20 protein-coding genes are annotated in these 22814 nt (G+C 65.5%); 15 read left to right on the top strand and 5 right to left on the bottom strand.

All coding sequences use genetic code 11. From position 1 onward, the window contains the following. Window positions 1-50 precede the first annotated feature (50 nt). From ACRECS_RS08915 to ACRECS_RS08895, 5 genes are all read left to right on the top strand, one after another. Complete coding sequence (locus ACRECS_RS08915) at window positions 51-1280, top strand: acetyl-CoA acetyltransferase (protein WP_431582605.1); 1230 nt, start codon at window positions 51-53, stop codon at window positions 1278-1280. Continuing rightward, window positions 1277-2071, top strand: coding sequence for a DUF1295 domain-containing protein (locus ACRECS_RS08910; protein ID WP_431582604.1), 795 nt, complete (start codon window positions 1277-1279; stop codon window positions 2069-2071). The genes ACRECS_RS08915 and ACRECS_RS08910 overlap by 4 nt, the downstream gene beginning before the upstream one ends. Before the next feature lie 141 nt (window positions 2072-2212). Further along, window positions 2213-5605 carry an acyl-[ACP]--phospholipid O-acyltransferase gene (locus ACRECS_RS08905; RefSeq protein ID WP_431582603.1) on the top strand — a complete coding sequence of 1131 codons (3393 nt, stop codon included), beginning with the start codon at window positions 2213-2215 and terminating at the stop codon, window positions 5603-5605. Between the two features lie 138 nt (window positions 5606-5743). Next, window positions 5744-5896: a hypothetical protein gene (locus tag ACRECS_RS08900; RefSeq protein ID WP_431582602.1), complete on the top strand. Its 153-nt coding sequence runs from the start codon at window positions 5744-5746 to the stop codon at window positions 5894-5896. 60 nt (window positions 5897-5956) lie between these two features. Then, complete coding sequence (locus ACRECS_RS08895; protein ID WP_431582601.1) at window positions 5957-7078, top strand: alpha/beta fold hydrolase; 1122 nt, start codon at window positions 5957-5959, stop codon at window positions 7076-7078. Here ACRECS_RS08895 and ACRECS_RS08890 read toward each other — a convergent pair. From ACRECS_RS08890 to ACRECS_RS08880, 3 genes are read right to left on the bottom strand one after another with little or no spacing between them, the layout of a single operon-like run. Continuing rightward, on the bottom strand, window positions 7020-7532 hold the full coding sequence (locus ACRECS_RS08890) for a YybH family protein (RefSeq protein ID WP_431582600.1): 513 nt from the start codon (window positions 7530-7532) through the stop codon (window positions 7020-7022). The genes ACRECS_RS08895 and ACRECS_RS08890 overlap by 59 nt on opposite strands. A gap of 48 nt (window positions 7533-7580) precedes the next feature. Next, entirely contained in the window at window positions 7581-8237 is a 657-nt protein-coding gene (locus ACRECS_RS08885) for a hypothetical protein (protein WP_431582599.1), read from the bottom strand. A gap of 38 nt (window positions 8238-8275) precedes the next feature. Continuing rightward, complete coding sequence (locus ACRECS_RS08880) at window positions 8276-9721, bottom strand: M20/M25/M40 family metallo-hydrolase (RefSeq protein WP_431582598.1); 1446 nt, start codon at window positions 9719-9721, stop codon at window positions 8276-8278. Window positions 9722-9880: 159 nt separating this feature from the next. Here ACRECS_RS08880 and ACRECS_RS08875 point away from each other — a divergent pair, with 159 nt between their 5' ends. From ACRECS_RS08875 to ACRECS_RS08850, 6 genes are all read left to right on the top strand, one after another. After that, window positions 9881-10690 (top strand): class I SAM-dependent methyltransferase, encoded by an 810-nt coding sequence (locus ACRECS_RS08875; RefSeq protein ID WP_431582597.1) that lies wholly within the window; start codon window positions 9881-9883, stop codon window positions 10688-10690. Window positions 10691-10792: 102 nt separating this feature from the next. After that, window positions 10793-11065 carry a hypothetical protein gene (locus ACRECS_RS08870; protein ID WP_431582596.1) on the top strand — a complete coding sequence of 91 codons (273 nt, stop codon included), beginning with the start codon at window positions 10793-10795 and terminating at the stop codon, window positions 11063-11065. 36 nt (window positions 11066-11101) lie between these two features. Continuing rightward, window positions 11102-11545, top strand: a complete 444-nt coding sequence (locus ACRECS_RS08865; protein ID WP_431582595.1) for a hypothetical protein — start codon at window positions 11102-11104, stop codon at window positions 11543-11545. A gap of 138 nt (window positions 11546-11683) precedes the next feature. Beyond that, window positions 11684-12430, top strand: a complete 747-nt coding sequence (locus ACRECS_RS08860; RefSeq protein WP_431582594.1) for a DUF899 family protein — start codon at window positions 11684-11686, stop codon at window positions 12428-12430. Window positions 12431-12544: 114 nt separating this feature from the next. Continuing rightward, window positions 12545-12898 carry a hypothetical protein gene (locus ACRECS_RS08855; protein ID WP_431582593.1) on the top strand — a complete coding sequence of 118 codons (354 nt, stop codon included), beginning with the start codon at window positions 12545-12547 and terminating at the stop codon, window positions 12896-12898. A 216-nt stretch (window positions 12899-13114) separates the two neighbouring features. After that, entirely contained in the window at window positions 13115-14188 is a 1074-nt protein-coding gene (locus ACRECS_RS08850; protein WP_431582592.1) for an oxidoreductase, read from the top strand. 81 nt (window positions 14189-14269) lie between these two features. Here the strand turns inward: ACRECS_RS08850 and ACRECS_RS08845 are convergent, their stop codons facing one another. After that, the gene (locus ACRECS_RS08845; RefSeq protein ID WP_431582591.1) at window positions 14270-14758 is read right to left on the bottom strand and encodes a helix-turn-helix domain-containing protein; all 489 of its coding nucleotides are present in this window, start codon (window positions 14756-14758) and stop codon (window positions 14270-14272) included. 348 nt (window positions 14759-15106) lie between these two features. On the opposite strand from ACRECS_RS08845, the gene ACRECS_RS08840 reads away from it, so the two are divergent. Both ACRECS_RS08840 and ACRECS_RS08835 read left to right on the top strand, forming a co-directional pair. Next, window positions 15107-16183 carry a hypothetical protein gene (locus tag ACRECS_RS08840; RefSeq protein ID WP_431582590.1) on the top strand — a complete coding sequence of 359 codons (1077 nt, stop codon included), beginning with the start codon at window positions 15107-15109 and terminating at the stop codon, window positions 16181-16183. Between the two features lie 232 nt (window positions 16184-16415). After that, window positions 16416-18539: a phosphocholine-specific phospholipase C gene (locus tag ACRECS_RS08835; RefSeq protein WP_431582589.1), complete on the top strand. Its 2124-nt coding sequence runs from the start codon at window positions 16416-16418 to the stop codon at window positions 18537-18539. A gap of 158 nt (window positions 18540-18697) precedes the next feature. On the opposite strand, the gene ACRECS_RS08830 is transcribed toward ACRECS_RS08835, so the two are convergent. Next, a complete protein-coding gene (locus ACRECS_RS08830; protein ID WP_431582588.1) occupies window positions 18698-20155 on the bottom strand; it encodes a carotenoid oxygenase family protein in 1458 nt (485 codons plus the stop codon). Between the two features lie 241 nt (window positions 20156-20396). Here ACRECS_RS08830 and ACRECS_RS08825 point away from each other — a divergent pair, with 241 nt between their 5' ends. Then, complete coding sequence (locus tag ACRECS_RS08825) at window positions 20397-21254, top strand: HpcH/HpaI aldolase/citrate lyase family protein (RefSeq protein ID WP_431582587.1); 858 nt, start codon at window positions 20397-20399, stop codon at window positions 21252-21254. 89 nt (window positions 21255-21343) lie between these two features. Continuing rightward, window positions 21344-22798 carry a helicase HerA domain-containing protein gene (locus ACRECS_RS08820; protein ID WP_431582586.1) on the top strand — a complete coding sequence of 485 codons (1455 nt, stop codon included), beginning with the start codon at window positions 21344-21346 and terminating at the stop codon, window positions 22796-22798. Window positions 22799-22814: the final 16 nt, after the last annotated feature.

Here is a 22814-nt window from a genome sequence, read left to right as displayed (position 1 = left end):
ACCGACAGTTAGTTGCGACACTCCGGTAAAATCGCGGGGAGCGCGCGGGGATGGTCTATATACTTGGCGGCTGGCAGAGCGATTTCTCGCAGGTATGGAGCCGTCAGGGCATGGACATTGCCCAGGCTTTTGCCGAGGGAATCAATCAGGGCCTCTCCGCAACCGACCTCGATGCGGCGGAGGTCGAGACCGGCCATGTCGGCAACTTCACCGCCGAGCTATTCGCCGGCCAGGGCCAGTTGGGCGGCTTTTTCGGCCTGGTCGATCCGGCATTCGACGGCATGCCCGCCGCGCGGCACGAAGCGGCCTGCGCCTCGGGCAGCGTTGCCCTGCTCGCCGCGACCGCCGAGATCGAGGCAGGGCGCTACGACCTGGCCTGCGTTATCGGGATCGAGCAGATGCGTAATGTGCCGGGCAATCTCGCCGCAGAGCATCTCGGTGCCGCCGCCTGGGCAGGCCATGAGTATCATGATGCCGAGTTCGTCTGGCCGCGCGCTTTTTCCGATCTCGCCGAGGAGTATGATCAGCGCTACGGGCTCAGCTACGAACATCTGATGCGCATCGCCGAGATCAACTTCGGCAACGCCAAGCGTAACCCCAATGCCCAAACGCGCGGTCATCGCTTCACCCCTGAAAGCTTCACTGCCGATGACGACGCCAATCCGGTGATCGAGGGGCGGACGCGCAAGATGGATTGCGGACAGGTGACCGACGGCACGGCGGTGGTATTCCTCGCCTCGCCAGAGCGCGCTGCCGATTATGCCTGCAAACGCGGCGTAGCGCTGGACAGCCTCGCGCGGATCAGCGGCTGGGGCCACCGTACCGCGCCGATCGGCTATGCGCAGAAGATCGCGGCAAGCCGGGACCAAGCCTTTGTCTTTCCGCAGGTGCGCCGCGCGATCGAGGATGCCCGTGCCCGCGCCGGGGTCACTGCCCTGGCCCAGCTCGATGCGGTCGAGACGCACGATTGTTTCACCGCGACCGAATATATGGCGATCGACCATCTCGGCCTGACCCCGCCCGGTCAGTCCTGGCAGGCAATAGAGGATGGGTCGATCGATCGCGGCGGACGCCTACCGGTCAATCCGTCGGGCGGACTGATCGGCCTTGGCCATCCGGTCGGCGCAACCGGGGTGCGGATGCTGCTCGACGCCTACAAACAGGTCACCGACCGTGCGGGCGACTATCAGGTCGACGGCGCTGAGCGCCTGCAGACGCTCAACATCGGCGGATCGACCACCACGACGGTCAGCTTCATCGTCGAGCGCGCAGCAGCATGAGCGTCGCGGCGCTGCTTGCCACCAATGCGGCGCTTCTCGCCCTGCTGTTCGTCATGCTGTGGCTGATCTGCCTGAAGACGCGCGATGTGACACCGATCGACAGCGTCTGGGCGCTCGGTATGGTGTTCCTCGCCAGTACGACCTTCGTTCAGACCGGCGGCGACCCGACCCGCAAGACCTTGCTGATCGGGCTCTGCGCGGTCTGGGGCGTCAGGCTTGGCGGATATCTGTTGTGGCGCTGGCGCGCCCACGGCCCCGACCGCCGCTACCAGACCATGTTTGCCAAGGTCGAGGCCGCCAAGGGCTGGGGATTTGCCAGGGCGTCGCTGCTGTTGGTCTTCGCGACCCAGGCACCGTTGCTGTTCATCGTCTGCCTGCCAGTCCAGCTCGGCCAGATCGACCCTGCCCCACCGCTTGGCCTGGTGGGGGTGATCGGTGCGGGGCTCGCCATGATCGGCATCGCGTTCGAAAGCATCGGCGACTGGCAACTGCTCCGCTTCCGCCGGGATCCTGCCAATGCCGGGCAAGTGATGAGCCGCGGACTGTGGCGCTATACCCGGCATCCCAATTACTTCGGCGATGCCTGTACCTGGTGGGGGCTGTACCTGATTGCTGCTGAGACCGGCACTGGGCTGTACGCACTGCCCGGCCCGATCCTGCTCACCTGGACGCTGATGCGCTGGTCGGGCGCACCGACCATCGAGGGTCGGCTCAAGCGCAAGAAGCCGGGTTATGAGGACTATATGCGGCGCACCTCCGGCTTCATCCCGTGGTGGCCGAAACAGGCTTGAACCATTCATTCACCATCTTTGTCGGAAATTAAATTGATCACCGTTCATTTTTTAATTGAGCGATGATCAATTGCCCAATATCATGCGCGCCATTAACGTCGGCTTCGCGATTGGCCGATAGGAAAGCCGAGAGGAGACACCATGTCCGCCCCTGATCTTTCACTGCTCGGCAAACGCCGCTTCGCCCCGTTGTTCGTCGTTCAGTTCCTGGGTGCGTTCAACGACAATCTGCTGAAATTCGCCTTGCTCTTCCTCGCCAATTTCGGGCTCTACGCCGCCAATCCGGGCAAGGCGGAAATGCTGGCGACGATCGCGACGGGCCTGTTCATCCTGCCCTATTTCCTGTTCTCCTCGATTGCCGGGCAGATGGCCGACACACTGGACAAGGCCATCCTCGTGCGCGTGGTAAAGGCGGCAGAGGTCGGCATCATGATCATGGCGATCGGCGGCTTCTGGTTTGAATCCGTGCCGATCCTGCTCACCTGCCTGTTCCTGATGGGCGTGCATTCGACGATCTTCGGGCCGGTCAAATATTCGATCCTGCCGCAGCATCTGAGCGAGCGCGAAATCATGGGCGGCACCGGCCTGATCGAGGCGGGGACGTTCCTGGCGATCCTCAGCGGTCAGTTGCTCGGCGGCAGGATCCCGCCCTGGGAGGCGGGGCTGGTGGCGACCGGCGTTGCATTGCTCGGCCTGTTCGCCAGCCTGTTCGTACCGCGTGCACCATCGCTGCAACCGCGCCAGCCGATCGACTGGAATATCGCGCGCGGCACCTGGCACATATTGAAGGCAGCGCACGGCGGGCGCGGCGTATGGCTGGCGATCCTCGGGATCAGCTGGTTCTTCGCGGTCGGCGCCATCATCCTGTCCGAGCTCGCATCGCTGGTAACCGGCACGCTGGGCGGCGGGCGTGACCTGATAACGCTGCTGCTGCTGGTCTTCTCGTTCGGCGTCGCCCTGGGCTCGATGGCGGTCAACCGGATGCTCGCGGGTGAAGTGTCGGCGCGTTATGTGCCGGCATCCGCGCTGGTGCTGGCGGGCTCGCTGGTCGTGATGTGGATCGCGACGCGGACCTTCACCATCGGCAGTGCGGGCCCGTCGGTCGGGGCGTTCATGGCCACATCGGGAAGCTGGCTGATCCTCGCCTCGGTCGCGGGTATCGCCGTCTCGGGTGGCGTGTTCATCGTGCCGCTTTATGCCATCCTGCAGACGCGCAGCGCACCCGAACAGCGATCGCAGATCATCGCGGCCAACAACATCGTCAATTCGGTCATCACTGTGCTGCTGGTCGCGGTGGTGCTCGGATTGCTCGCGGCAGGCACGAGCGTGCCGGGCGTGATCGGCGCGATGGGTTTTGCGACGCTGGCGATCGCGTTGATCTCCTGCTGGCTGCTGCCCGAAACGGTGTTCAAGGCACTGGTGCGCTGGACGCTCACCTTGCTCTACCGCGTCGAAGTCACCGGCCAGAAGAACATGCCGCAGCCGGGCGAGCCGGCGGTGGTGGTGGTCAACCATGTCTCCTTCCTCGACGGGCTGCTGCTCGCTGCGTTTCTGCCGGGCAAGCCGACCTTCGCGATCCATTCGCGCATCGCCAAGGCCTGGTGGGTCAGGCCGTTCCTCAGCATGTTCAACGCCTTTCCGGTCGACCCGACCAACCCGATGGCGGCGAAGGCGATGGTCAAGGCAGTCAAGCAGGGGCGCACCCTGGTGATCTTTCCCGAAGGACGCATCACAGTCACCGGCGCGCTGATGAAGGTGTTCGATGGCCCCGGCATGGTCGCCGACAAGGCCGATGCGCCAATCGTCCCCGTCCGCATCGACGGCGCGCAATTCACGCCCTTTTCCTATCTCGACGGCAAGGTGCGGCGGCGCACCTTCCCCAAGATCAGCCTGACGATCCTGCCGCAGCGCCGTTTCGCCCTCGCCAGCGGCAGCGCGCGCGAGCGGCGCGCAGCAGCGGGGCGGATGCTGTACGACGTGATGAGCGAAATGATCTTCGCCACGTCGGATATCGACCGCACCCTGTTCCAGGCGCTGCTCGACGCGAAGGACATTCACGGCGGCAAGGCGCAGGTGGTCGAGGACATCAAACGCTCCCCCCTCGCCTATTCGCGGCTGATCACCGGATCGCTCGCGCTGGGCCACCCGCTCGCCAAGGGCACGCGGCAGGGCGAAGCGGTCGGCGTGCTGCTGCCCAATGTCGCCGGCGTGGTCGCAACCTTCTTCGCGCTACAGGCCAAAGGCCGCGTGCCGGCGATGCTCAACTACACCGCCGGGCTGACCAATCTGAAGGCAGCCTGCGCCGCAGCGGAGGTCCGTACCATTGTCACCGCACACGCCTTTGTCGATCAGGCCAAGCTGGGTGACGTCGTCGCCGGGCTTGCCGAGGCTGGGATCGCAATCCGCTATCTCGAGGATATCGCGGCGACGATCGGGCCAATGGAGAAGCTGCGCGCGCTGTTCCTCACCCGCTTTGCCGGGCGGCTTCACCGCCGCCTTGGCGTGTCGAGCGACGCGCCGGCGGTGATCCTGTTCACCAGCGGTTCCGAAGGGCTGCCCAAGGGCGTGGTGCTGACACATCGCAACCTGCTGGCCAATTGCCAGCAGCTCTCGGCACGGATCGATTTCAATGAAAGCGATGTGGTGCTGAACGCGCTGCCGGTGTTCCACAGCTTCGGCCTGACCGGCGGCACCTTGCTGCCGATCCTGTCGGGGGTGAAGACGGTGCTGTATCCCAGCCCGCTGCATTACCGCATCGTCCCGGCGCTCGCTTATGACGCCAACGCGACGATCCTGTTCGGGACCGATACCTTCCTCAGCGGCTATGCGCGGATGGCGCATGGCTATGACTTCTACTCGCTGCGCTACATCTTCGCCGGCGCCGAACGCGTGCGCGACGAAACGCGCAAGACCTATGCCGAGAAGTTCGGCCTGCGCATCCTGGAAGGCTATGGCGCAACCGAGGCCGCGCCGGTGATTGCGGTCAACACGCCGATGCATTTCCGCGCCGGCACGGTCGGGCGGCTGCTGCCCGGCATGTCCAGCAAGCTCGATCCGGTACCGGGGATCGAGAAAGGCGGGCGGCTGTCGATCCGTGGGCCGAACGTGATGGCGGGCTATCTGAAGGCCGACAAGCCGGGCGTGCTGCAACCACCCGAGGACGGCTGGCACGATACCGGCGATATCGTCACGATCGACGATGCCGGCTTCATCACGATCCGCGGCCGCGCCAAGCGCTTTGCCAAGATCGGCGGCGAGATGGTCTCGCTGCCCGCGGTCGAGGGCTATGCCGGCGCGCTCTGGCCCGACGCCGAGCATGCCGTCGTCACCCGGCCCGATGCGCGCAAGGGTGAGCAGCTGGTGCTGTTCACCACCCGCCAGGACGCAAGTGCAGGCGCGCTGCAGGCCTGGGCCCGGGCCAATGGCGTGACCGAACTGATGGTGCCGAAGGATGTCCGCATCGTCGAGGCGCTGCCGGTGCTGGGCACGGGCAAGATCGATTATGTGACGATGGGGACGATGGTGGAGGCATGATCGGCGGTCCGGTCGTCGCGGAAAAGGCGACCGGACCCTGCTGTTCCATGCTGTTTTCGTCGTGAATTTTTTCCATGCTGTTAAGTTGGATTTTCGGCGCGATTTCTTGCCATAATCTCAACGCGATAATGACCACCCATGCTGTTATTCAATAACAGCATGGAAACAGCAATTAACAGCATGCGGACCCTGCTGTTCGCGACGAAACAGCAGGCGCTCTGGGGTTCGTTTCATGATGAGAAAGAGCTGGCCGGGGATGTCCGGCGCGTGGAGATGATACTGGCATCATAACCGACCGAGTTGAATCGCCGGCGGCTTGGCAGGCGGCCCCGCAGGGAGCAGAAGCGGCGGATGATCGCATCGCTCCTTCTGCTCGCCGCCCAGGCCGCCGCCCCCGCCGTTCAGGCTCCTCCAGCACCGCCGGCCAGCGCCGCGCCGGCGCCCGCACCGACCAGCAAATGGCCGACCGCCGTGGCCGATTTCCACATCCGAGATTTCCGTTTCGCATCGGGCGAGACGCTGCCCGATCTGAAGCTGCATTACACCATGCTCGGCAAGCCGCACCGCGATGCACGGGGGCAGATCGATAATGCGGTGATGGTGCTTCACGGCACCGGCGGGACCGGGCAGCAATTCCTGTCGCCGCAATTCGCCGACCAATTATATGGCCCAGGTCAGCCGCTCGACATCACGCGCTACTGGATCATCCTGCCAGACAATATCGGGCATGGAAAATCATCCAAGCCGTCCGACGGGCTGCACATGCGGTTCCCACGCTATGATTATGACGACATGGTCGCGGCGCAATATCGCCTGCTGAGTGAGGGGCTCGGCATCCGGCGCATGCGGCTGATCATGGGGACCTCGATGGGTTGCATGCACAGCCTGGTTTGGGGCGAGACGCATCCCGACTTCGCCCGTGCGCTGATGCCGCTGGCGTGCGAACCGGTCGAGCTGGCCGGGCTCAACCGCATGTGGCGGCAATTGCTGATCGACGGGATAAAGGCCGACCCGGCCTGGGCCGCGGGCGATTATACCGCGCAGCCAGTGCAGGGCCTGCGCACCGCCGCGACCTTGCTGTTCATTGCCGGCGCCGCGCCGGTCAATCTGCAGAAACTCTATCCCGACCGCGACAGGGCCGCGGCCTATGCGCAGGAGCGCGTCGCGAAGTCGATCGCGGGGATCGACGCCAATGACCTGATCTACCAGGTCGATGCCTCACGCAGCTATAATCCCTGGCCGAAGCTGGAAGCGATCACTGCGCCGCTGACCTGGATCAATTCGGCGGATGATTTCATCAACCCGCGCAACCTCGATTATCCGGTGCGCGCGGTCGCCCGGATGAAGGATGCGCAGTTCCGCCTGATCCCGGAGACCGACGACACGCATGGGCATGGCACCCATACCTGGGCGGTCAATTGGCGGGGCGATCTGGCGGCGCTGCTGGCGCGGACCGAGGCGCCGAAGAAGTAGCGATAGGCGGCACATCATAGGCCGAGACATGGTTGAGCGTGATCAGCCACTCGCCGCCGATCTTGCGGAACAGCCGCGTATTCACGCCCTCCGCCGCATGGACCGGGCGTTCGAGATGATAGCGGCCGACCAGCATCGCGGCGTCGGGCGCGAGCAGTTCCACCTTCATGTCGTAGAAATGCAGCGTGCCGCGCGTCGCCGGTGACGCGCCATAATCGCGGACATAATGGTCGAGCGTCCCCTGCCACCCATCCTGAAACTTGCCGCCCGAGACGAACACCACATCGGGATTTTTGAACCCGGTCATATAGCCGCGGAAATCGCCACGGTTCCACGCCGCCTCCATCCGCGCGATCACCGCGAGGATCGCGGCGCGGTCCTCCACCGGTTCGGCGGCGCAGGGCGTGACGAGGATCAGCGCAAGCGCGGCGAGGGCAAATCTGAGGATGGGCATGACGCGATTAGGCACGGTGCGGTGCGGTTGATCAAGTGCGGCCGGAGATCAGCGTTTGCGCAGGTCGATCATGACCATTTCGGGGTCGGGCGCGTCCTCCATATAGAGCGGCTTGCTCACCCGCTTGAAGCGCTGCTCGAAGACCTTGTCATAGGCCGCGTCGCCGCCACCCTTGTTAAGCCGCAACTCGCGCGTGACAATCGCGCTGGTCAGCAGGTTCCAGCTCATCTCGAACCCGTCATGGGAATAGGTGCGGCTGTAGAGCGTGGCGTCGAGCCCGATCAGCCGCATGCGCTGCCCCCGCCCCGAGGCCGGATCGATGCGGAAACGGTAGATCGCCGACACTGCCGTGGTGCCGCCGGTCAATTCCTCGACCTTGAGCACGCCCTTGGCGATCGACAGCGAGGCCGGGCCGAGCGCCACCGGTTCGAGCTTGAGCTCGCCGATCGGCCGAAAGGGCGGCTTCACGCCGGCCGGCTGCGCGATCAGCACCGTTACGCCGCGGGCGTCCGGGCTGCTCACGGAATAGGCGGTGTCGATCAGTCCGTCGCCGTTCAGATCGCCATCGGCGCGATCCTCGATCTCCTGGCCGAGTTCGAGCGAATCGTTGAGCTGCGCGTCGGTGAGGCGCGAGGCAGCCAAGCGCTGCGCATCGGCCGCCCCCGACGACAACAGGGCAATGGTGATGGCCAGCATCCGCATCATGTCTCTCCCCCTCACCTGCGACGGGCCGCCGCCCGCGCTCAGTTCATATTGGCATACACCTTCACCAGATCAGTCAGATAGTCGCGTCCGGTGAATAGCGAACGGACTTCCAACCGCTCGTTCAGGCCGTGCGCGCCATTGCCGTCGGGATCGCCCCACATGCCCGGCACGCCGTAAGTCGGGATGCCGACCGCCTCCAGGAAGATGCCGTCGGTCGCGCCGGTCGACATCACCGGCACCAGCGGCACGCCGGGGAAATATTTCTTCACCAGCGTCTCCGCCGGCCCCATGAGGCGCGGGTCAAGCGACGGCGGCACCGCGGTCGGGCGGATCGGCGGCACCGGGGTGATCGTCACCTTCGCATCGCCGATCGCCGCGGCCAGCGCGGCCTGAGTCTGCGCCAGCGTCTGGCCGGGGAACATGCGGCAATTGACGTTGGCGCCGGCGCGCTGCGGCAGCGCGTTATTGGCATGGCCGCCGTCGAGCAGCGTCGCGACACAGGTCGTGCGCAGCATCGAATGATAGGTGCGGTCGGTCGACACGATCGCCTCCGCCGCCTTGTCCTGCGGGTTGGCGGCGATCGCAACCATCGCCGCGCCGATCTTGTCAGTCCGTGCCGCGCCCGCCTTGGCGAAAAAGGCTTTGGTCGTGTCAGTCATCAGCACCGGGAATTCATAATCGCGCACCCTGGCGAGCGCGTCGCTCAGTTCGTAGATCGCATTGTCGCGGATCGGGATCGAGCTGTGCCCACCGGCATTGGTCGCCTCGAGCCGGAAATTCTGCACCGCCTTTTCACCGACCTGCATGGTCTGGACGATCACCTTGCCCTTGCCGTCGGTATCCCCGCCGCCGCCTTCGTTGAGCGCGAATTCGGCGGCGATCAGATCGACCTTGTTCTGCGCCAGCCACTGCGCGCCGTTGAACGCATAAGTGGTTTCCTCACCGCAGGTCAGCGCCAGCTTGATCGTGCGTTTAGGACGGTATCCGTCCTTCTTGAATCGGATCATCAGATCCGCCCACACCGCCGCCATCGACTTGTCGTCAGCGGCGCCGCGCGCATAATAATAGCCGCCCTCCTCGATCAGCTTGAACGGATCGCGCGTCCAGTCCTCGCGCTTCGCCTCGACCACGTCGATATGGGCCAGCAGCAGCATTGGCTTCAGCGTCTTCGACGTGCCCGGCAGGACCGCGACGATGCCGCCTTCCTTGGGATGATCGGGCACGGCGAACGTCGTGATGTCGGCATCGGTATAGCCCGCCGCCTTCAAGCGCGTGGCGACCTGTGCCGCCGCCTGAGTGCAGCTGCCGACCGACAGCGTCGTGTTGGTCTCGACCATCTCCTTGTAAAGATCGAGAAAGGCCTGCTGGTCGGGCTTCAGCGCAAGCGGCGCGGTCGATGTCGGCACTTGCGCCGGGGCGATCCCCGGCACGGCAATGCCGACGCATAATGCCGCAACCTGTACCGCCGCCAACCAGCTTTTCATGTGCCACCCCTTGTGAGTCTGTCGAAACCGGAGACGATCATAATTGCGCGCCAATGGAAAGGTGCGGACACGGAAAATTACACGGCCGGGCAATTGTCGCGGACGCGGATGTGCGCGACAAGACGGGCATCGCCTATCCCCCGCCAGAAGGAATTTTCGATGCGCACTCTGCCCGTTTTCGCCGCCGTCCTGATGATCGGCGCCGGCGCCCTGACTGCCGGGATCGGCCTGGCGCAGGACGCCGCGCCGGGTGGCGAGATCATGGCAGCGGTCGGGGCATCGACGCGCCCGCCCGAGAATATGGCCCGCGACAAATACCGCCATCCGGCCGAGACCCTGGCCTTTTTCGGCGTGAAGCCGACTGACACGGTGGTCGAGATCTGGCCGGGTGGCGGATGGTACACCGAGATCCTTGCCCCCTATCTCGCGAAGAAAGGCACGCTTTATGTCGCCGCCGCCAGCGAGAAGGGTCAGGCCGCGGTCAAGGCGAAGCAGGCGGAAAATCCCGGCCTTTATCGCACCGTCAAATATGCGATCTTCCCCGAAGGCGCGGGACCGAAGGTGCCGGCGGGTACGGCGGATGTCGTGGTGACGTTCCGCAACGTGCATAACTGGCGCTTCAGCGACGGCGACAAGACCCAGGCGGCGTTCGATCAGATGTTCGCGATGCTCAAGCCCGGCGGCACGCTCGGCGTCGAGGAACACCGGCTGCCCGAGGACCAGACCGGAGTCGAGGAAGGCAAGAGCGGTTATATGAAGCAATCCACGGTGGTCGCCTATGCGATCAAAGCCGGCTTCAGGCCGGCCGGCGAAAGCGGCGTGAACGCCAACCCGAAGGACACGCATGATTATCCCAAGGGGGTGTGGACTCTGCCCCCGACCTATCAGGAGGGCGATACCGACCGGGCGCGCTATGCCGCGATCGGCGAGAGCGACCGCATGACGCTGAAGTTCGTGAAGCCGAAATAAGGGCGGCGCAGCCCCAAGGCCCGTCATCAGGTAAACGGCGAGGTCACCACGAAACATTCCGGGACCTATGGCACTCTGGCTTTCAGGTGCTACATTCCCGGAATGTACCGCGTTTTTCGCAGTCTCGGCGGCTGGATCCTGGCGTTGTCGCTCGCGCCCTGCATTCCCGCGCACGCGCAATATGCCCAGGGCGCGCCGGACCCCAGGCCCACGCCGCCGCTCGGCATCCCGGTTGGCCCGGTCGGCTCGATTTCTGGCGATCGGCAGGTGTGCCTGTACGACAAGCCGACCCGCAAGATGATTTGCCGCACCTATGATCAATGGCGGATCATCGGCCAGCAGCAATCGGCCAAACGGAATTTCCAGAAGCGCTGATCGAGGGGTGCGGACGACCAAAGGGCGCAACAGGGGGTGACCGATGCTGCCGAGGTCGGGCAGAACGAGCCAATGGCATGGCCGATCGACCGCATCATAAGCGAGCTTCAGGAACGCCATGATCGTGATCCGGGCGCAGCAACCCTGTTCCCCGACCAGTCGGACATCGAACGCTGGACGGGATCCGATACCCAGAAAGAGTATGCGCTCTACAATGACATCGCGACCGCGCTGGCCCGGGGCTTCCACGCAGGAGAGCTGTCGTTCGAGTTTTGTGACGGCGTGGCCAATGGCCTGTTCACGACGGCGACGGCATCGCGGCCGCTCAATCCCGACCTTCCATGGCCCGATCTCTTCTTCAGGGTCTTTCAGGCGTTCGACGCGGGCGAATATCATATCCCCGAGGATAGAACGGACGACCCCGTGACCGAGCACACCAAGCCGGCCATCGCCGCGATCGTGGCGTCGTTCGGGGAATAAGCAGGGCCTGGGACCAGGAATCGGACCTCGACCCAAAAAATGCAACGCGCGGCGTCTCCCTGCGTTGGAAGTGCCGCAACTGCGCGTCCGCATCGATAAAGGGACCGCCTGTCCGGGGGGATATCCGGGAGAGTATCGATGACCGACCATGCAAAGCCCGACCAGCCGCTCGCACCGGCAATGGAGCTGGCGACCAAGGGCCGAAAGCCCTTTCCGCATGACAGCGACGACTATCACCGCGCGCGCACCGCCTTGCTTGCCGAGGAAATCGAGCTGCGCCGCCAGATCCAGCGGGTCGCGGCGCAGCGTCGTGCGCTGCCACCGGGCGGCGAGGCGCGGGATTATCGCTTCCTCGACGAGGACGGGAAGGAGGTCGGGCTGAACGACATGTTCGGCCGGCACGATACTTTGTTCACCTATTACTGGATGTACGGCCCCGAGCGCGAGCGGCCCTGCCCGATGTGCACCTCGTTCATCGGCTCGCTCGACATCCCCGCGCGCGATATCGAGCAACGCATCGCGATGGCGATCATCGGCAGCTCGCCGGTCGCGCGGCAACAGGCGGTCGCGCTCGAGCGCGGCTGGCGCAACTTGCGTTTCTATCAGACCATCGGCGACGATTTCGCGCGCGATTATGGCGGGATCGACGCCAGTGGCGATGAAGGGGCGATCGTCACTGTCTGGCAACGGCGCGGCGACAAGGTCAATCTGTTCTGGGCGGCCGAAGGCGGCTTCGACACCGCCGATCCGGGGTTCGACCCGCATCTCGCGCCCGACCCCACACCGCTGTGGACCATCCTCGACTGGACGCCGGGCGGGCGCGGGACCGACTGGTATCCGAGCCTCGAATACCCGGCGGCCGATTCGCCCGGCGGCGCGCGCTGAGCGACGCCATCCCCGCTCCGCCAAGGACTTAACGGCCTGCTCTGGACAAGCCGCGAGCGCGAAATCTATTTGTGAACAGGCATGTCGATGCGCGTTCACAGCGGGGAGAAGGTCATGAATTTGGTCAAGGCAGGTGCGGTCGGTTTCTTCTTCCTGATGGCCGGCGGCGGGACCGCCCATGCCCAGAAGGCCTGCCTGCTCGAGGGCGTGATCATGTCCGAGACGATCAAGGATTGCAGCGAGACCCCGCTGAAAGTTCCCGACGCGATGTATGCCGAGCAATGCCAGTCGAACGGGCCGATGAAGGCCACCGTGCTGAAGGCCTGCCCGCCCCGGGCACAGGCGAAATGCGTCGGCCCTTATGGCCAGCAGGTCAGCACCTATTATTATGCGCGCAGCCCCAAATCGCTCGCCGACACCAAGTCGAGCTGCCTCGCGCAGCGCGGCAAATGGGTGGTGCAGCCGTAACGGCGGGCCCGCGCTGATCGAGAGATTCACCGGGCATCGCAGGAGAGCCCCCTTCCGTTCGTTTCGAGCGCAGTCGAGAAACTGTGCGCAACCTTTGAGGCCTGTTTCTCGACTTCGCTCGAAACGAACGGAGAGAGACGGAGAGACGGAGAGAGAGTGGGTCAACTCGCCAGGAAATTGCGCTAGGACAGGCCGGCAACGGCAAGGCGAAGATTGATGAATGACACGGCGCAGGGATCGGCGGTCCGGACCGCATTGATCGGCTATGGCTTTTCGGGCCGGACCTTTCACGCGCCGCTGATCCGCTCGATCGCGGGGCTCGACCTGGCGCTGGTCGCGTCGAGCGATGCGGATAAGGTGCATGCCGACCTGCCCGGCGTGAGTGTCGTGGCCGACCCGCTTCAGGCCGTCACCGATCCGCAGATCGAGCTGGTCGTCATTGCCGCCCCGAACAGCCGCCATGCGCCGCTGGCGCGCGCCGCGCTGGCGGCGGGCAAGCATGTCGTGGTGGACAAGCCCTTCACGCTCGACCTGGACGAGGCGCGCGACCTCATCGCGCTGGCGGACGAACAGGGCCGGCTGTTGTCGGTGTTCCATAACCGGCGCTGGGACAGCGACTATCTCGGCGTGAAGCAGCTGATCGAGGCGGGCACGCTGGGTGAGGTCGTGCATTTCGAATCGCATTTCGACCGCTTTCGCCCGGAGGTGCGCGACCGCTGGCGCGAACAGGCGCTGCCGGGCAGCGGCGTGTGGTTCGACCTCGGCCCGCATCTGGTCGATCAGGCCTTGCAGCTGTTCGGCCTGCCCGAGAGCCTGCAGGCGAACCTTGCCGTGCAGCGCGGCGGCGGACAGGTCGATGACTGGGCGCATGTCGTGCTCGACTATGGCGCGCGGCGCGTCGTGCTCCATGCCGGCATGGTGGTGGCCGGCGGCACCGCACGCTTCACCGTGCATGGCACCGAGGCGAGCGTGGTCAAGGCGCGGGCCGATCGGCAGGAACAGCAATTGCTCGCCGGCATCGCCCCGGGCGCGCCGGGCTGGGGCGAGGATGGCGATGACCTCCGGCTCTATCAGGGCGATGAGGTGCGCAGCCTCCCCACCCCGGCGGGCGACCAGCGCAACTATTACCGCGCGATCCATCAGGCGCTGCGCGGCGGCGGCGCCAACCCAGTGCCGCCGATCCAGGCACTGGCGGTGATGGCGGTAATCGAAGCGGCGGCGCAGGCCGCGGCCGGGGGTGCGCGGACGACGTTGCCGCTGACCGAGGCGGAACGGGCGGCCTGGAGCTGACACGCGCGCGCGTCGGTGGTCGGGTGCCGCGCAACGTTTCGCTCTCATCCGGACAGCTTCACGGCGATGCCGGCCCCGCGCTTATTCCCGCGCATGATAGCGCAGCATCTCGCGATATTCGGGCAATGCCAGGTCGCCGACACGGTCCATTGCCTTGAGGATATCCGCAGCGGATTTATGATCCTCCTCAGGCGGCGGGGTAGGCCGTGCCCAGCGTCCGGGGCGACGCGCGCGCAACCATTGCAGTGCGGCGCCGGCATCGGGGCGCACTTCACGCTTGTAGCGCACGATCACCGGATCTTCGGTGCCGGCCGGGCGATAGATGCGCACCGCCTCCTCCTCGTAGCCGATCGCGCGCTCGTACAGCGCGTGCTCGACACGGTCGTCGGCAACGTCTTTCCCAAGCTTCGTCGCCTCGGCGAACTCAGGGTATGCGGCGCGCCAGCGAAAGATGGTGCTGCGCGACACGCCGAACGCCTCGGCAAGTTCGCGATCGGTCAGGCCCTGGGCATAAAGCTCCTGCGCCTGACGGATATAATCGGTTTTGAAAGTTGACGGTCTGGTTTCCATGCTTGCCGGGATAACGCGGGTTGCACGGGGGTTGAATCAGCGGCGCGATAAAAGGCGCGGGGGGAGATATGGGACACTGGTTGTGCCATATCTTTGGCGCGGGGCGAGCGCGGCGTTCGATGGGCTTGCCGGATGCAAGCGGCGGGCCGCCCTCCGCGAACCGCCTATTAATATCGTTATATATCAATGGCTTGTATTGCCCCATCGCGTCGGCGAAATCGGCTCACCAACGCGATAAATATCGTGTTCCCATAACGCCCCATAACGCGCCAGTCCGAGAGGCTCGCGATAGCTATCCGTTAACCAGGACAGTCTAGACCCGCGGAAACATTTGGCGGGGAACGGGTCTTGGCGACGCAATATTCGCAGTCTTTCGACCGGGCTCCGGCAGTGGCGCCGGCCGGGTCGCTCGCCGATCCCGCGCGCGCGATTCTCGGGCCCGGGCGCGATGCCCTGCTCTTCTGGGGCGCACCGCTGGTCGCTTTCCTGCTCGTCCAGGCATGGTTGCGCGGTTGGGATCAGCTGGCCCCGAAAGCGGCCGCCGGACCGATGGTGATCGGGATGTTCGGCGTCATTTCGATATTGACCTGGGCGCATCTGATCGCCGTCGTGCCGCGCGCCTATCTGAACCCCCAGGTGTTCAACGCCTATCGGCTGCGGCTCACCATCGTCCCGGTGGTACTGATCGCGCTGCTGCTGCTGTCGCCCACGGCGCTCGCCTTTGCCGCCGTGCTCGCGGTGTTCTGGGACGTGCATCATTCGGCGATGCAGAATTTCGGCTTTGCGCGCCTCTACGATATGAAGGCAGGCAATTCGCCGCAGCAATTGCGCACGACCGATCTCAGGCTCAACTGGGCGCTCTATGTCGGCCCGATCGCGGCGGGCGCGGCACTCGCGACCCATACCGACCATTTCCTCAAGTTCGACGGGACGATCTTCCAGACGCTGACCACGCTGCCCGGCGTGCTTGCCGCCGAACATCGCGGCATCCGCCTTGTCGCGGTGGCGCTTTACGTGGTGGTGATCGGCTGGACGGCGATCGACTATCTCCGCGCAATGCGCGCCGGATACCGGCTGCCGGCACACAAGCTGGCGACGATGGTGATCACCGGTGTGGTGTCGATCCTCGCCTGGGGCTTCTCGCCCCCGCTGGTGGCGCTGGCGGCGATCAATCTCTACCACGCCATCCAGTATTTCGCGCTCGTCTGGGCGAAAGAAGGCGATCAGATGGCCGGCAGGCTGGGGCGCGGCAGCAGGAAGCAGGCGGCCCTGTTCTTCTTCGCCGGCAGCATGGTGTTCGGATTGGGCTATGCCGCCGCGACGACGGGCAGCGCCAAAATATTCGTCGCGCCGTTCATCGCCTGCTCGCTGCTCCATTTCTGGTACGACAGCTTCGTGTGGTCAGTCCGCAAACGCCAGGTTTAGAGCTTGGCTTTGGGCTACGGTTGTGAGCGGGGTGGCGGTGGCAGGTCGTGCCAGACAATCCATCTATTAATATCATTATAAATCAATAGATTAAATGGTAATTGGCGAGCCGGTAAAATTGCCTCACCGGCGAACTAAATATCGTGTCCCATAACATGATCGCAAACAGCGCATATCCGGCCTGTTCGCCCGCACCGTTCCGGCATATCGGTCGGCGCGGGAGAGTGTGACGATGGTGCGGATCGACCGACGGCGGGTTTTGGCGGCGGGGGGTGCGGGGCTGCTCGCGGCGAGCCCGATCGCACGGGCGATGGCGATCGACGCCGATGTGCGCACCGGCACGCTCGCGGACATCGAGCATATCGTGATCCTGATGCAGGAAAATCGCGGCTTCGATCATTATTTCGGGTCGGCCGCCGGTGTCCGGGGATTTGGCGATCGCTTCCCGATCCCGTCGGCGGCGGGAACCGGCCGGCAAACGATCTGGACGCAATTCGGGGCGCCGGACCGGCCGGCGGGACTCGCGCCATTCCATCTCGATACGGTCGCCGCCTTCGCGCTGATGCGCGCCGAAGGGACGCCGCATAACTGGCCCGACGCACAGGCGGCATGGGACGAAGGGCGGATGAGCGCCTGGCCCAAGGCGAAGACGCCGGGGTCGATGGGCTATTACCGCGCCGCCGACCTGCCCTTTCAATATGCGCTCGCTAACGCCTTCACGCTGTGCGACGCCTATCATTGCTCGGTCCAGACCGGGACCAACACCAACCGGCTGTTCCTGTGGAGCGGGACCAATGACCCGACGGGCCGGAACGGCGGACCGTCGATCGCCAATTCGCACGATCAGCTGGCGAAGAATGGCGGCGCACCCGAGGGCTATCGCTGGACCAGCTATGTCGAGCGGCTGCAGGCGGCGGGAATCGACTGGCGCATCTATGAGGATATGGCGGACAATTTCACCGACAATCCGCTGGTCGGGTTCCGCCGCTTCCGCGATGCCGATGCGGCCGGGCCGGGCGGCGCGGATCATGAGCTGATCGCGCGCGGCCTGTCCACGCAGAAGCTCGACCGGTTGCGCCAGGACGTGGTGGCCGGCACGCTGCCGCAGATTTCCTATATCATCGCCGATGCCGCCGGATCGGAACACCCCTCCGCCTCCAGCCCGGCACAGGGCGCGGACTATACCGCGCGCGTGCTCGATGCGCTGACCGCCAATCCCAAAGTGTGGAGCCGCACCGCGCTGCTGGTGATGTTCGACGAGAATGACGGCTATTTCGACCATATGCCGCCACCCGCGCCACCGTCGCGCGATCCCGCCGCCGCCGATGGCCTGGCCGGCGGATCGACCGTATCGACCGAAGGCGAGTATCATATTGTCCGCTCCGCCGCCGATGCCCCGTTCGAGCGCCCGGAATATATGGGGCGGCCATACGGGCTAGGCCCGCGCGTGCCGATGTATGTGATCTCGCCGTGGAGCCGGGGCGGCTGGGTCAATAGCGAGACATTCGATCACACCTCCGTGATCCGCCTGCTGGAATTGCGCTTTGGGGTGCAGGAGCCGAACATCTCGCCATGGCGGCGCAGCGTGTGCGGCGACCTGACCTCGGCGTTCGATTTCAGGCATCCGAACGATGCGCGCAACTGGCCCGCTTTGCCCGCGACCGCGGCGCAGGCCGCGCGCGCCGCTGCTTTGCCCAAGCGGACGATAGCAGTACCACCCGGCCAGCCCGACATGCCGGTCCAGGCGACCGGTGCGCGCCGCTCACGCGCCCTGCCCTATGCGCTCGATGCGCAAGCGCATGTTTCTACGGGCGGTGTTCGCCTCGACTTCATCAATAGCGGCCGGGCCGGGGCGGTCTTCCATGTCTATGACCGACTGCAACCGAAACGCGCGCCGCGGCGCTACACGGTCGGCGCATCGGCCCGGCTGAGCGGCCTGTGGCAGGAGTGGCTGGATGACGCATATGATCTGTGGGTATTGGGGCCGAACGGATTTCATCGCCATTTCATCGGAACATTGAGCAACACCGCGCTGCAGATAGCGCTGCAGCCGAAGCCGATGCGGCGCGCGATCGTGCTAACGCTCGACAATCCCGGGCCGGCGGCGCGGCGGATGGACATTCGCCCGATGGCCTATGGCAAGGTGCTCGATGCCCGGACGATCACGCTGCGCCCCGGCCAGTCAGCCACTGAGCTCTGGCGCGTATCGGCGACATCCGGCTGGTATGATCTGGCGGTCGAGATCGCGACGGAGCCGGCCTATTTCCGGCGCTTCGCCGGGCGGCTGGAAACCGGGCGGGATTCGATTTCCGACCCGGCAATGGGCGGCACGGCGATCAGGGCGTATTCGCGATAGCGATTCGCCAACAGGATGCTGCTCATGAGGGGGGGTGGGCAGGTTGCGCCAGATATGCCGCCAATTAGGAGGCAGTTGCCTCGCCCGGCGAAATAGAACGCAGATGCACCCGGCAGGATTCGACCCTCTAGCCTCTGCCTTCGGAGGGCAGCGCTCCGTCACCCCAACACGCCCCGCTCCGCCCAATGCGCATGCGTCCCGCTGCAAATCTTGTGCGGCAACGCGATCCGGCACACCGGCCCATCGGCAAACCGCTTGCAGTCGATCAGGATACACTCCGACGTCCCGCGCAATTCGTCGGTGACGAAGCTCACCAGATAGCCGTCATCCTCATCCACCGCGCCCGTCCGTGGCGCGAACGGGGCTTCGCTGGCGTAGCGGCCTTCGGGGAGGGTGACTTCCCATGACTCGCCGGTGTCGAGGTCGTGCTTGACGAAGCCGTTGAACAGGAACCAGCCGGGCTTCGAGGTGCTGCTATAGATATAGCGGTGGCGTCGGCCGGCGACGCGCTGGTTGATCATGCCGAATTCGAGCACGCGGTCGTCGAGCCGCTCTTCCCTTGTGGTGCCGTCGGCCAGGTTGAAGCGCCAGCGGTGCAGTTTCGAGCGGAAGCTGTGTTCGTCGACAAAGGCCATGAGGTGGCCATAACCATCGGCGTTCTCGAGCGGTGCGGGGGTGGGATTTTCCTGGAAATAGCCGTCCATCACCACCTCGTCGCCCTCCTCATAGGCGTTGAGGAAATGGAGGATGTAGGTCGGCGCGGCCTCGAACCAGCGGATCTCCTCCGGGCTCCCGTGGCGCGGGATCAGCGCGAAGCGGGCGGGCACGCCCTCGTGCAGGCGGGCGGCGTGGATGTCGCGCTTGAGCAGTTCGGCGTCCCAGAACACCGGCAGGTCGTTGACGATCGACCAATGCTCGCTGAACGTCATGTCATGCGGCAGGCGCGGGCCGGGCAGCGGGACCGGGATATAATGGACCAGCCGCGCATCGCGATCGACCACGCCGTAATGCATGAACGGCGCGTGCTTCGAGTAATTGAAGAACATCAGCTCGCCGGTGCGCTCATCGACCTTGGGATGCGCCGACACGCCGTCGAGCGGGACCCAGGGCGCGACGCCGAGCGGCTCCAGCGTTTCGGGGTCGAGCATATAGCCCTCGCCGCACTGGTAGAAGGTCGAGATCGCCTTTCCGGCATGGACGATGATGTCGGTGCTGGATGAATCCTTGAGTGCGCCATGCGCGCCGAAGCCGGGGCGTTTCGAGGTGCCGGCGCGGTCGGCGAGGCCACCCCAGAGCGAGCCGCCCTCCTCCTGCTCGGCCTGGAAGCAGCGGGTGCGGACCCAGCGGTTGCGATAGCTGGCCGTGCCGGCGCGGAAATCGATCTGGTGGATCATGCCGTCGCCGTCGAACGGATGATAGCGGCCAAGCGGCTGGTGCAGCTGGTTCTCGGTATTGCGCAGATAGATGCCGTCGAGATCGGTGGGGATCTGCCCCTCGATCACCTGCAGGTCGGTGGCGGTGACCTCCTCATGCTGCGGGGTCCAGGCGCCGTTGAGATAGGGATGGTTGCTTGGCTGCAGCGTCGCGATGACGGGGTCGTGGCGGGTGATCTGCATGTGGCTTTGCCTTCGCGGCTTATGGTGCGGGGATGGTAAGCCGGGGTATGGGGCGGCGTCCAGCTTTTGGAGATGAGTCCCTCTCCCCCGTTCGGGCTGAGCCTGTCGAAGCCCCGTCTCCCCCAATGCCGCGGCGAGTTTGCGGCGCGCCCTTCGACAGGCTCAGGGCGAACGGTGTGGGGGGTGGGGATAAGACATGCGCGGGCATTGAGGGCTGCCCATAAGCGGCTATGAAGGCGGCATGACACGTCCCCGCCGCAGCCTGCTGTACATGCCCGCCTCCAACCTTCGCGCGATCGAGAAGGCGCGCGACCTGCCGTGCGATGCGGTCGTGCTCGACCTGGAGGATGCGGTCGCGCCCGAGGCCAAGGCGGCGGCGCGCGACATCGCCCTTGCGGTGGTCAGGGACGGCGGGTTCGGCACGCGCGAGCTGATCATTCGCGCCAATGGACTGGACACGCCCTGGGGGCGCGACGATCTGGCCGCGCTGGCATCGGTGGGACCGGATGCGATCCTGGTGCCCAAGGTCAATGACGCGGCCGAGGTCGCCGCTTATGACGCGCTGATCGCGGCGGCGCCGGAGCATACCCGGCTCTGGGCGATGATCGAGACGACGCGCGCGATGTTCCGGCTGGAGGAGATCGCCGCACAGGCGCGCACCACGCGGCTGAGTTGCTGGGTGATGGGCACCAATGATCTCGCCAAGGAAATGCGCGCGACGCTGGATGTCGAGCGGGTGCCGTTTCTGGGCTTCCTGGCGCAATCCGTGGCGGCGGCGCGGGCATACGGCCTGACCATTCTCGACGGCGTGTTCAACGGAATCGACGATGCGGCGGGGCTGGAGGCGCAGTGCCGGCAAGGGCGAGCATTCGGGTTCGACGGCAAGACCTTGATCCATCCGAAGCAGATCGAGACATGCAACCGGATCTTCACGCCGAGCGACGCGGAACTTGCCGCGGCGCGGGCCGTGGTGGCGGCGTTCGCACTGCCGGAGAATGCCGACAAGGGCGCGATCAGGGTCGATGGACGGATGGTGGAACGGTTGCACCTTGCCGAGGCGGAGGCGGTGATTGCGTTGCGGGAAATGGTGGGCGCTTAGATCCTCCCCGGCACGGGGAGGAGTGAAAACGCCCCCTCCTCATCGCTTACCCCTTGCCCCCCTGCCCTTGCATCGGCCATGCCGGTTCCATGACGTTTCAGGTGGACATGGGCACCGACGGCGCGGGGAAAAGCGTGCCGATCGATCTCGAGGAATTGCTCGCGACGCGGTTGCTCGTGCAGGGCAATTCCGGGTCGGGCAAGTCGCACCTGCTGCGCCGCCTGCTCGAACGCAGCGCCGGCCATGTGCAGCAGATCATCATCGATCCCGAGGGCGACTTCACCACGCTGGCCGGACCCTATGGCCATACCGCGATCGAGGCGGTGGCCTATTCGGTGACTGAAGTGACACGCTTCGCCGCGCGCTGCCGCGAGCACCGCGCCTCGGTGGTGCTGAGCCTCGAAGGGCTGGAGATGGAGGGGCAGATGCGCTGCTGCGCCGCCTTCCTGTCGGGCCTGTTCGATGCGCCGCGCGAATATTGGTACCCGGCGCTGGTGGTGGTGGACGAAGCGCAGATCTTCGCGCCCGCGGCCGGCGCCGAAGTATCGGAGGAAATCCGCCGTGCCTCGCTGTCGGCGATGACCAACCTGATGTGCCGCGGGCGCAAGCGCGGGCTGGCCGGGATCATCGCGACGCAGCGGCTCGCCAAGCTGTCGAAGAATGTCGCAGCGGAGGCCTCGAACTTCCTGATGGGGCGTACCTTTCTCGATATCGACATGGCGCGCGCCGCCGATCTGCTCGGCATGGAGCGGCGCCAGGCCGAGGCGATCCGCGACCTGCAGCGCGGGACCTTTCTCGCGCTCGGGCCAGCCGTGTCGCGCCGTCCGGTCGAGATCCGCATCGGCGCGGTCGAGACATCGGCGCGCAGCGGCAGTCCGATCCTGACCCCACTGCCCGATGCGCCGGCAGCGGACATGAAACAGTTCCTGCTCGAAGGGCTGGAGGACATGCCGCCGCCACCGCCACCTCCCCCACCGCGCCCCGCGCCGGCCGAGGAGCTGATCGAGCAGATCGCGCATCCGGTCGAAGCAGAGCCGGCGGCAATGAAGCCGGCCGAAGACCCGGTATTCATCGAACAGGTGGTGCGCGACGTGATGCGCGCGATCGTTGCCGATCCCGATGCGGCGTCGCGCACCGCGGCGGTGCTGTTCCAGGATTTCCAGGTGCGGTGCCGCATGGCCGGCGTATACCGCGCGCCGCTCGACACCTCGGCCTTTGCGCGCCGTCTCGCCGCCGCGCGCGCGGGGATTTTCGAGGGGCTGGACGAGGAATGGGCGGAGGTGATCCGCGCCGCTTACGATCTGCCCGACGACATGCTCGGCGCCTATCTGCTCGTCGCGCGCGCGGCGAAGGAGGGCGAGCCCTGCCCGACCGACGAGGATGTCGCGCGCACCTATGGCACCAGCTCGCTTGGCCGCGCACGGCGGGTGATGAGTTATATGGAGGGGCGCAACATCCTGGTCACGCGCACCGACCTGTCGGGGCGGCGCTCGATCACCATTCCGGGGCTGGGCTGGACCACGGCAGCGGCGGACGCGGCCTGATCGCCTGGAGTTTGAT

Origin of the sequence: Sphingomonas sp. (assembly GCF_050725575.1) — a bacterium.
Lineage (GTDB): Bacteria > Pseudomonadota > Alphaproteobacteria > Sphingomonadales > Sphingomonadaceae > Sphingomonas.
Note: the sequence above shows the minus strand (reverse complement) of the source record. Positions and strands in the feature narration are given on the sequence as shown.

Coding starts and splice junctions, on each gene's coding strand:
- ACRECS_RS08915 (WP_431582605.1), top strand. CDS start 51: ATGGTCTATATACTTGGCGGCTGGCAGAGCGATTTCTCGCAGGTATGG.
- ACRECS_RS08910 (WP_431582604.1), top strand. CDS start 1,277: ATGAGCGTCGCGGCGCTGCTTGCCACCAATGCGGCGCTTCTCGCCCTG.
- ACRECS_RS08905 (WP_431582603.1), top strand. CDS start 2,213: ATGTCCGCCCCTGATCTTTCACTGCTCGGCAAACGCCGCTTCGCCCCG.
- ACRECS_RS08900 (WP_431582602.1), top strand. CDS start 5,744: ATGCTGTTATTCAATAACAGCATGGAAACAGCAATTAACAGCATGCGG.
- ACRECS_RS08895 (WP_431582601.1), top strand. CDS start 5,957: ATGATCGCATCGCTCCTTCTGCTCGCCGCCCAGGCCGCCGCCCCCGCC.
- ACRECS_RS08890 (WP_431582600.1), bottom strand. CDS start 7,532: ATGCCCATCCTCAGATTTGCCCTCGCCGCGCTTGCGCTGATCCTCGTC.
- ACRECS_RS08885 (WP_431582599.1), bottom strand. CDS start 8,237: ATGATGCGGATGCTGGCCATCACCATTGCCCTGTTGTCGTCGGGGGCG.
- ACRECS_RS08880 (WP_431582598.1), bottom strand. CDS start 9,721: ATGAAAAGCTGGTTGGCGGCGGTACAGGTTGCGGCATTATGCGTCGGC.
- ACRECS_RS08875 (WP_431582597.1), top strand. CDS start 9,881: ATGCGCACTCTGCCCGTTTTCGCCGCCGTCCTGATGATCGGCGCCGGC.
- ACRECS_RS08870 (WP_431582596.1), top strand. CDS start 10,793: ATGTACCGCGTTTTTCGCAGTCTCGGCGGCTGGATCCTGGCGTTGTCG.
- ACRECS_RS08860 (WP_431582594.1), top strand. CDS start 11,684: ATGACCGACCATGCAAAGCCCGACCAGCCGCTCGCACCGGCAATGGAG.
- ACRECS_RS08855 (WP_431582593.1), top strand. CDS start 12,545: ATGAATTTGGTCAAGGCAGGTGCGGTCGGTTTCTTCTTCCTGATGGCC.
- ACRECS_RS08850 (WP_431582592.1), top strand. CDS start 13,115: ATGAATGACACGGCGCAGGGATCGGCGGTCCGGACCGCATTGATCGGC.
- ACRECS_RS08845 (WP_431582591.1), bottom strand. CDS start 14,758: ATGGAAACCAGACCGTCAACTTTCAAAACCGATTATATCCGTCAGGCG.
- ACRECS_RS08835 (WP_431582589.1), top strand. CDS start 16,416: ATGGTGCGGATCGACCGACGGCGGGTTTTGGCGGCGGGGGGTGCGGGG.
- ACRECS_RS08830 (WP_431582588.1), bottom strand. CDS start 20,155: ATGCAGATCACCCGCCACGACCCCGTCATCGCGACGCTGCAGCCAAGC.
- ACRECS_RS08825 (WP_431582587.1), top strand. CDS start 20,397: ATGACACGTCCCCGCCGCAGCCTGCTGTACATGCCCGCCTCCAACCTT.
- ACRECS_RS08820 (WP_431582586.1), top strand. CDS start 21,344: ATGACGTTTCAGGTGGACATGGGCACCGACGGCGCGGGGAAAAGCGTG.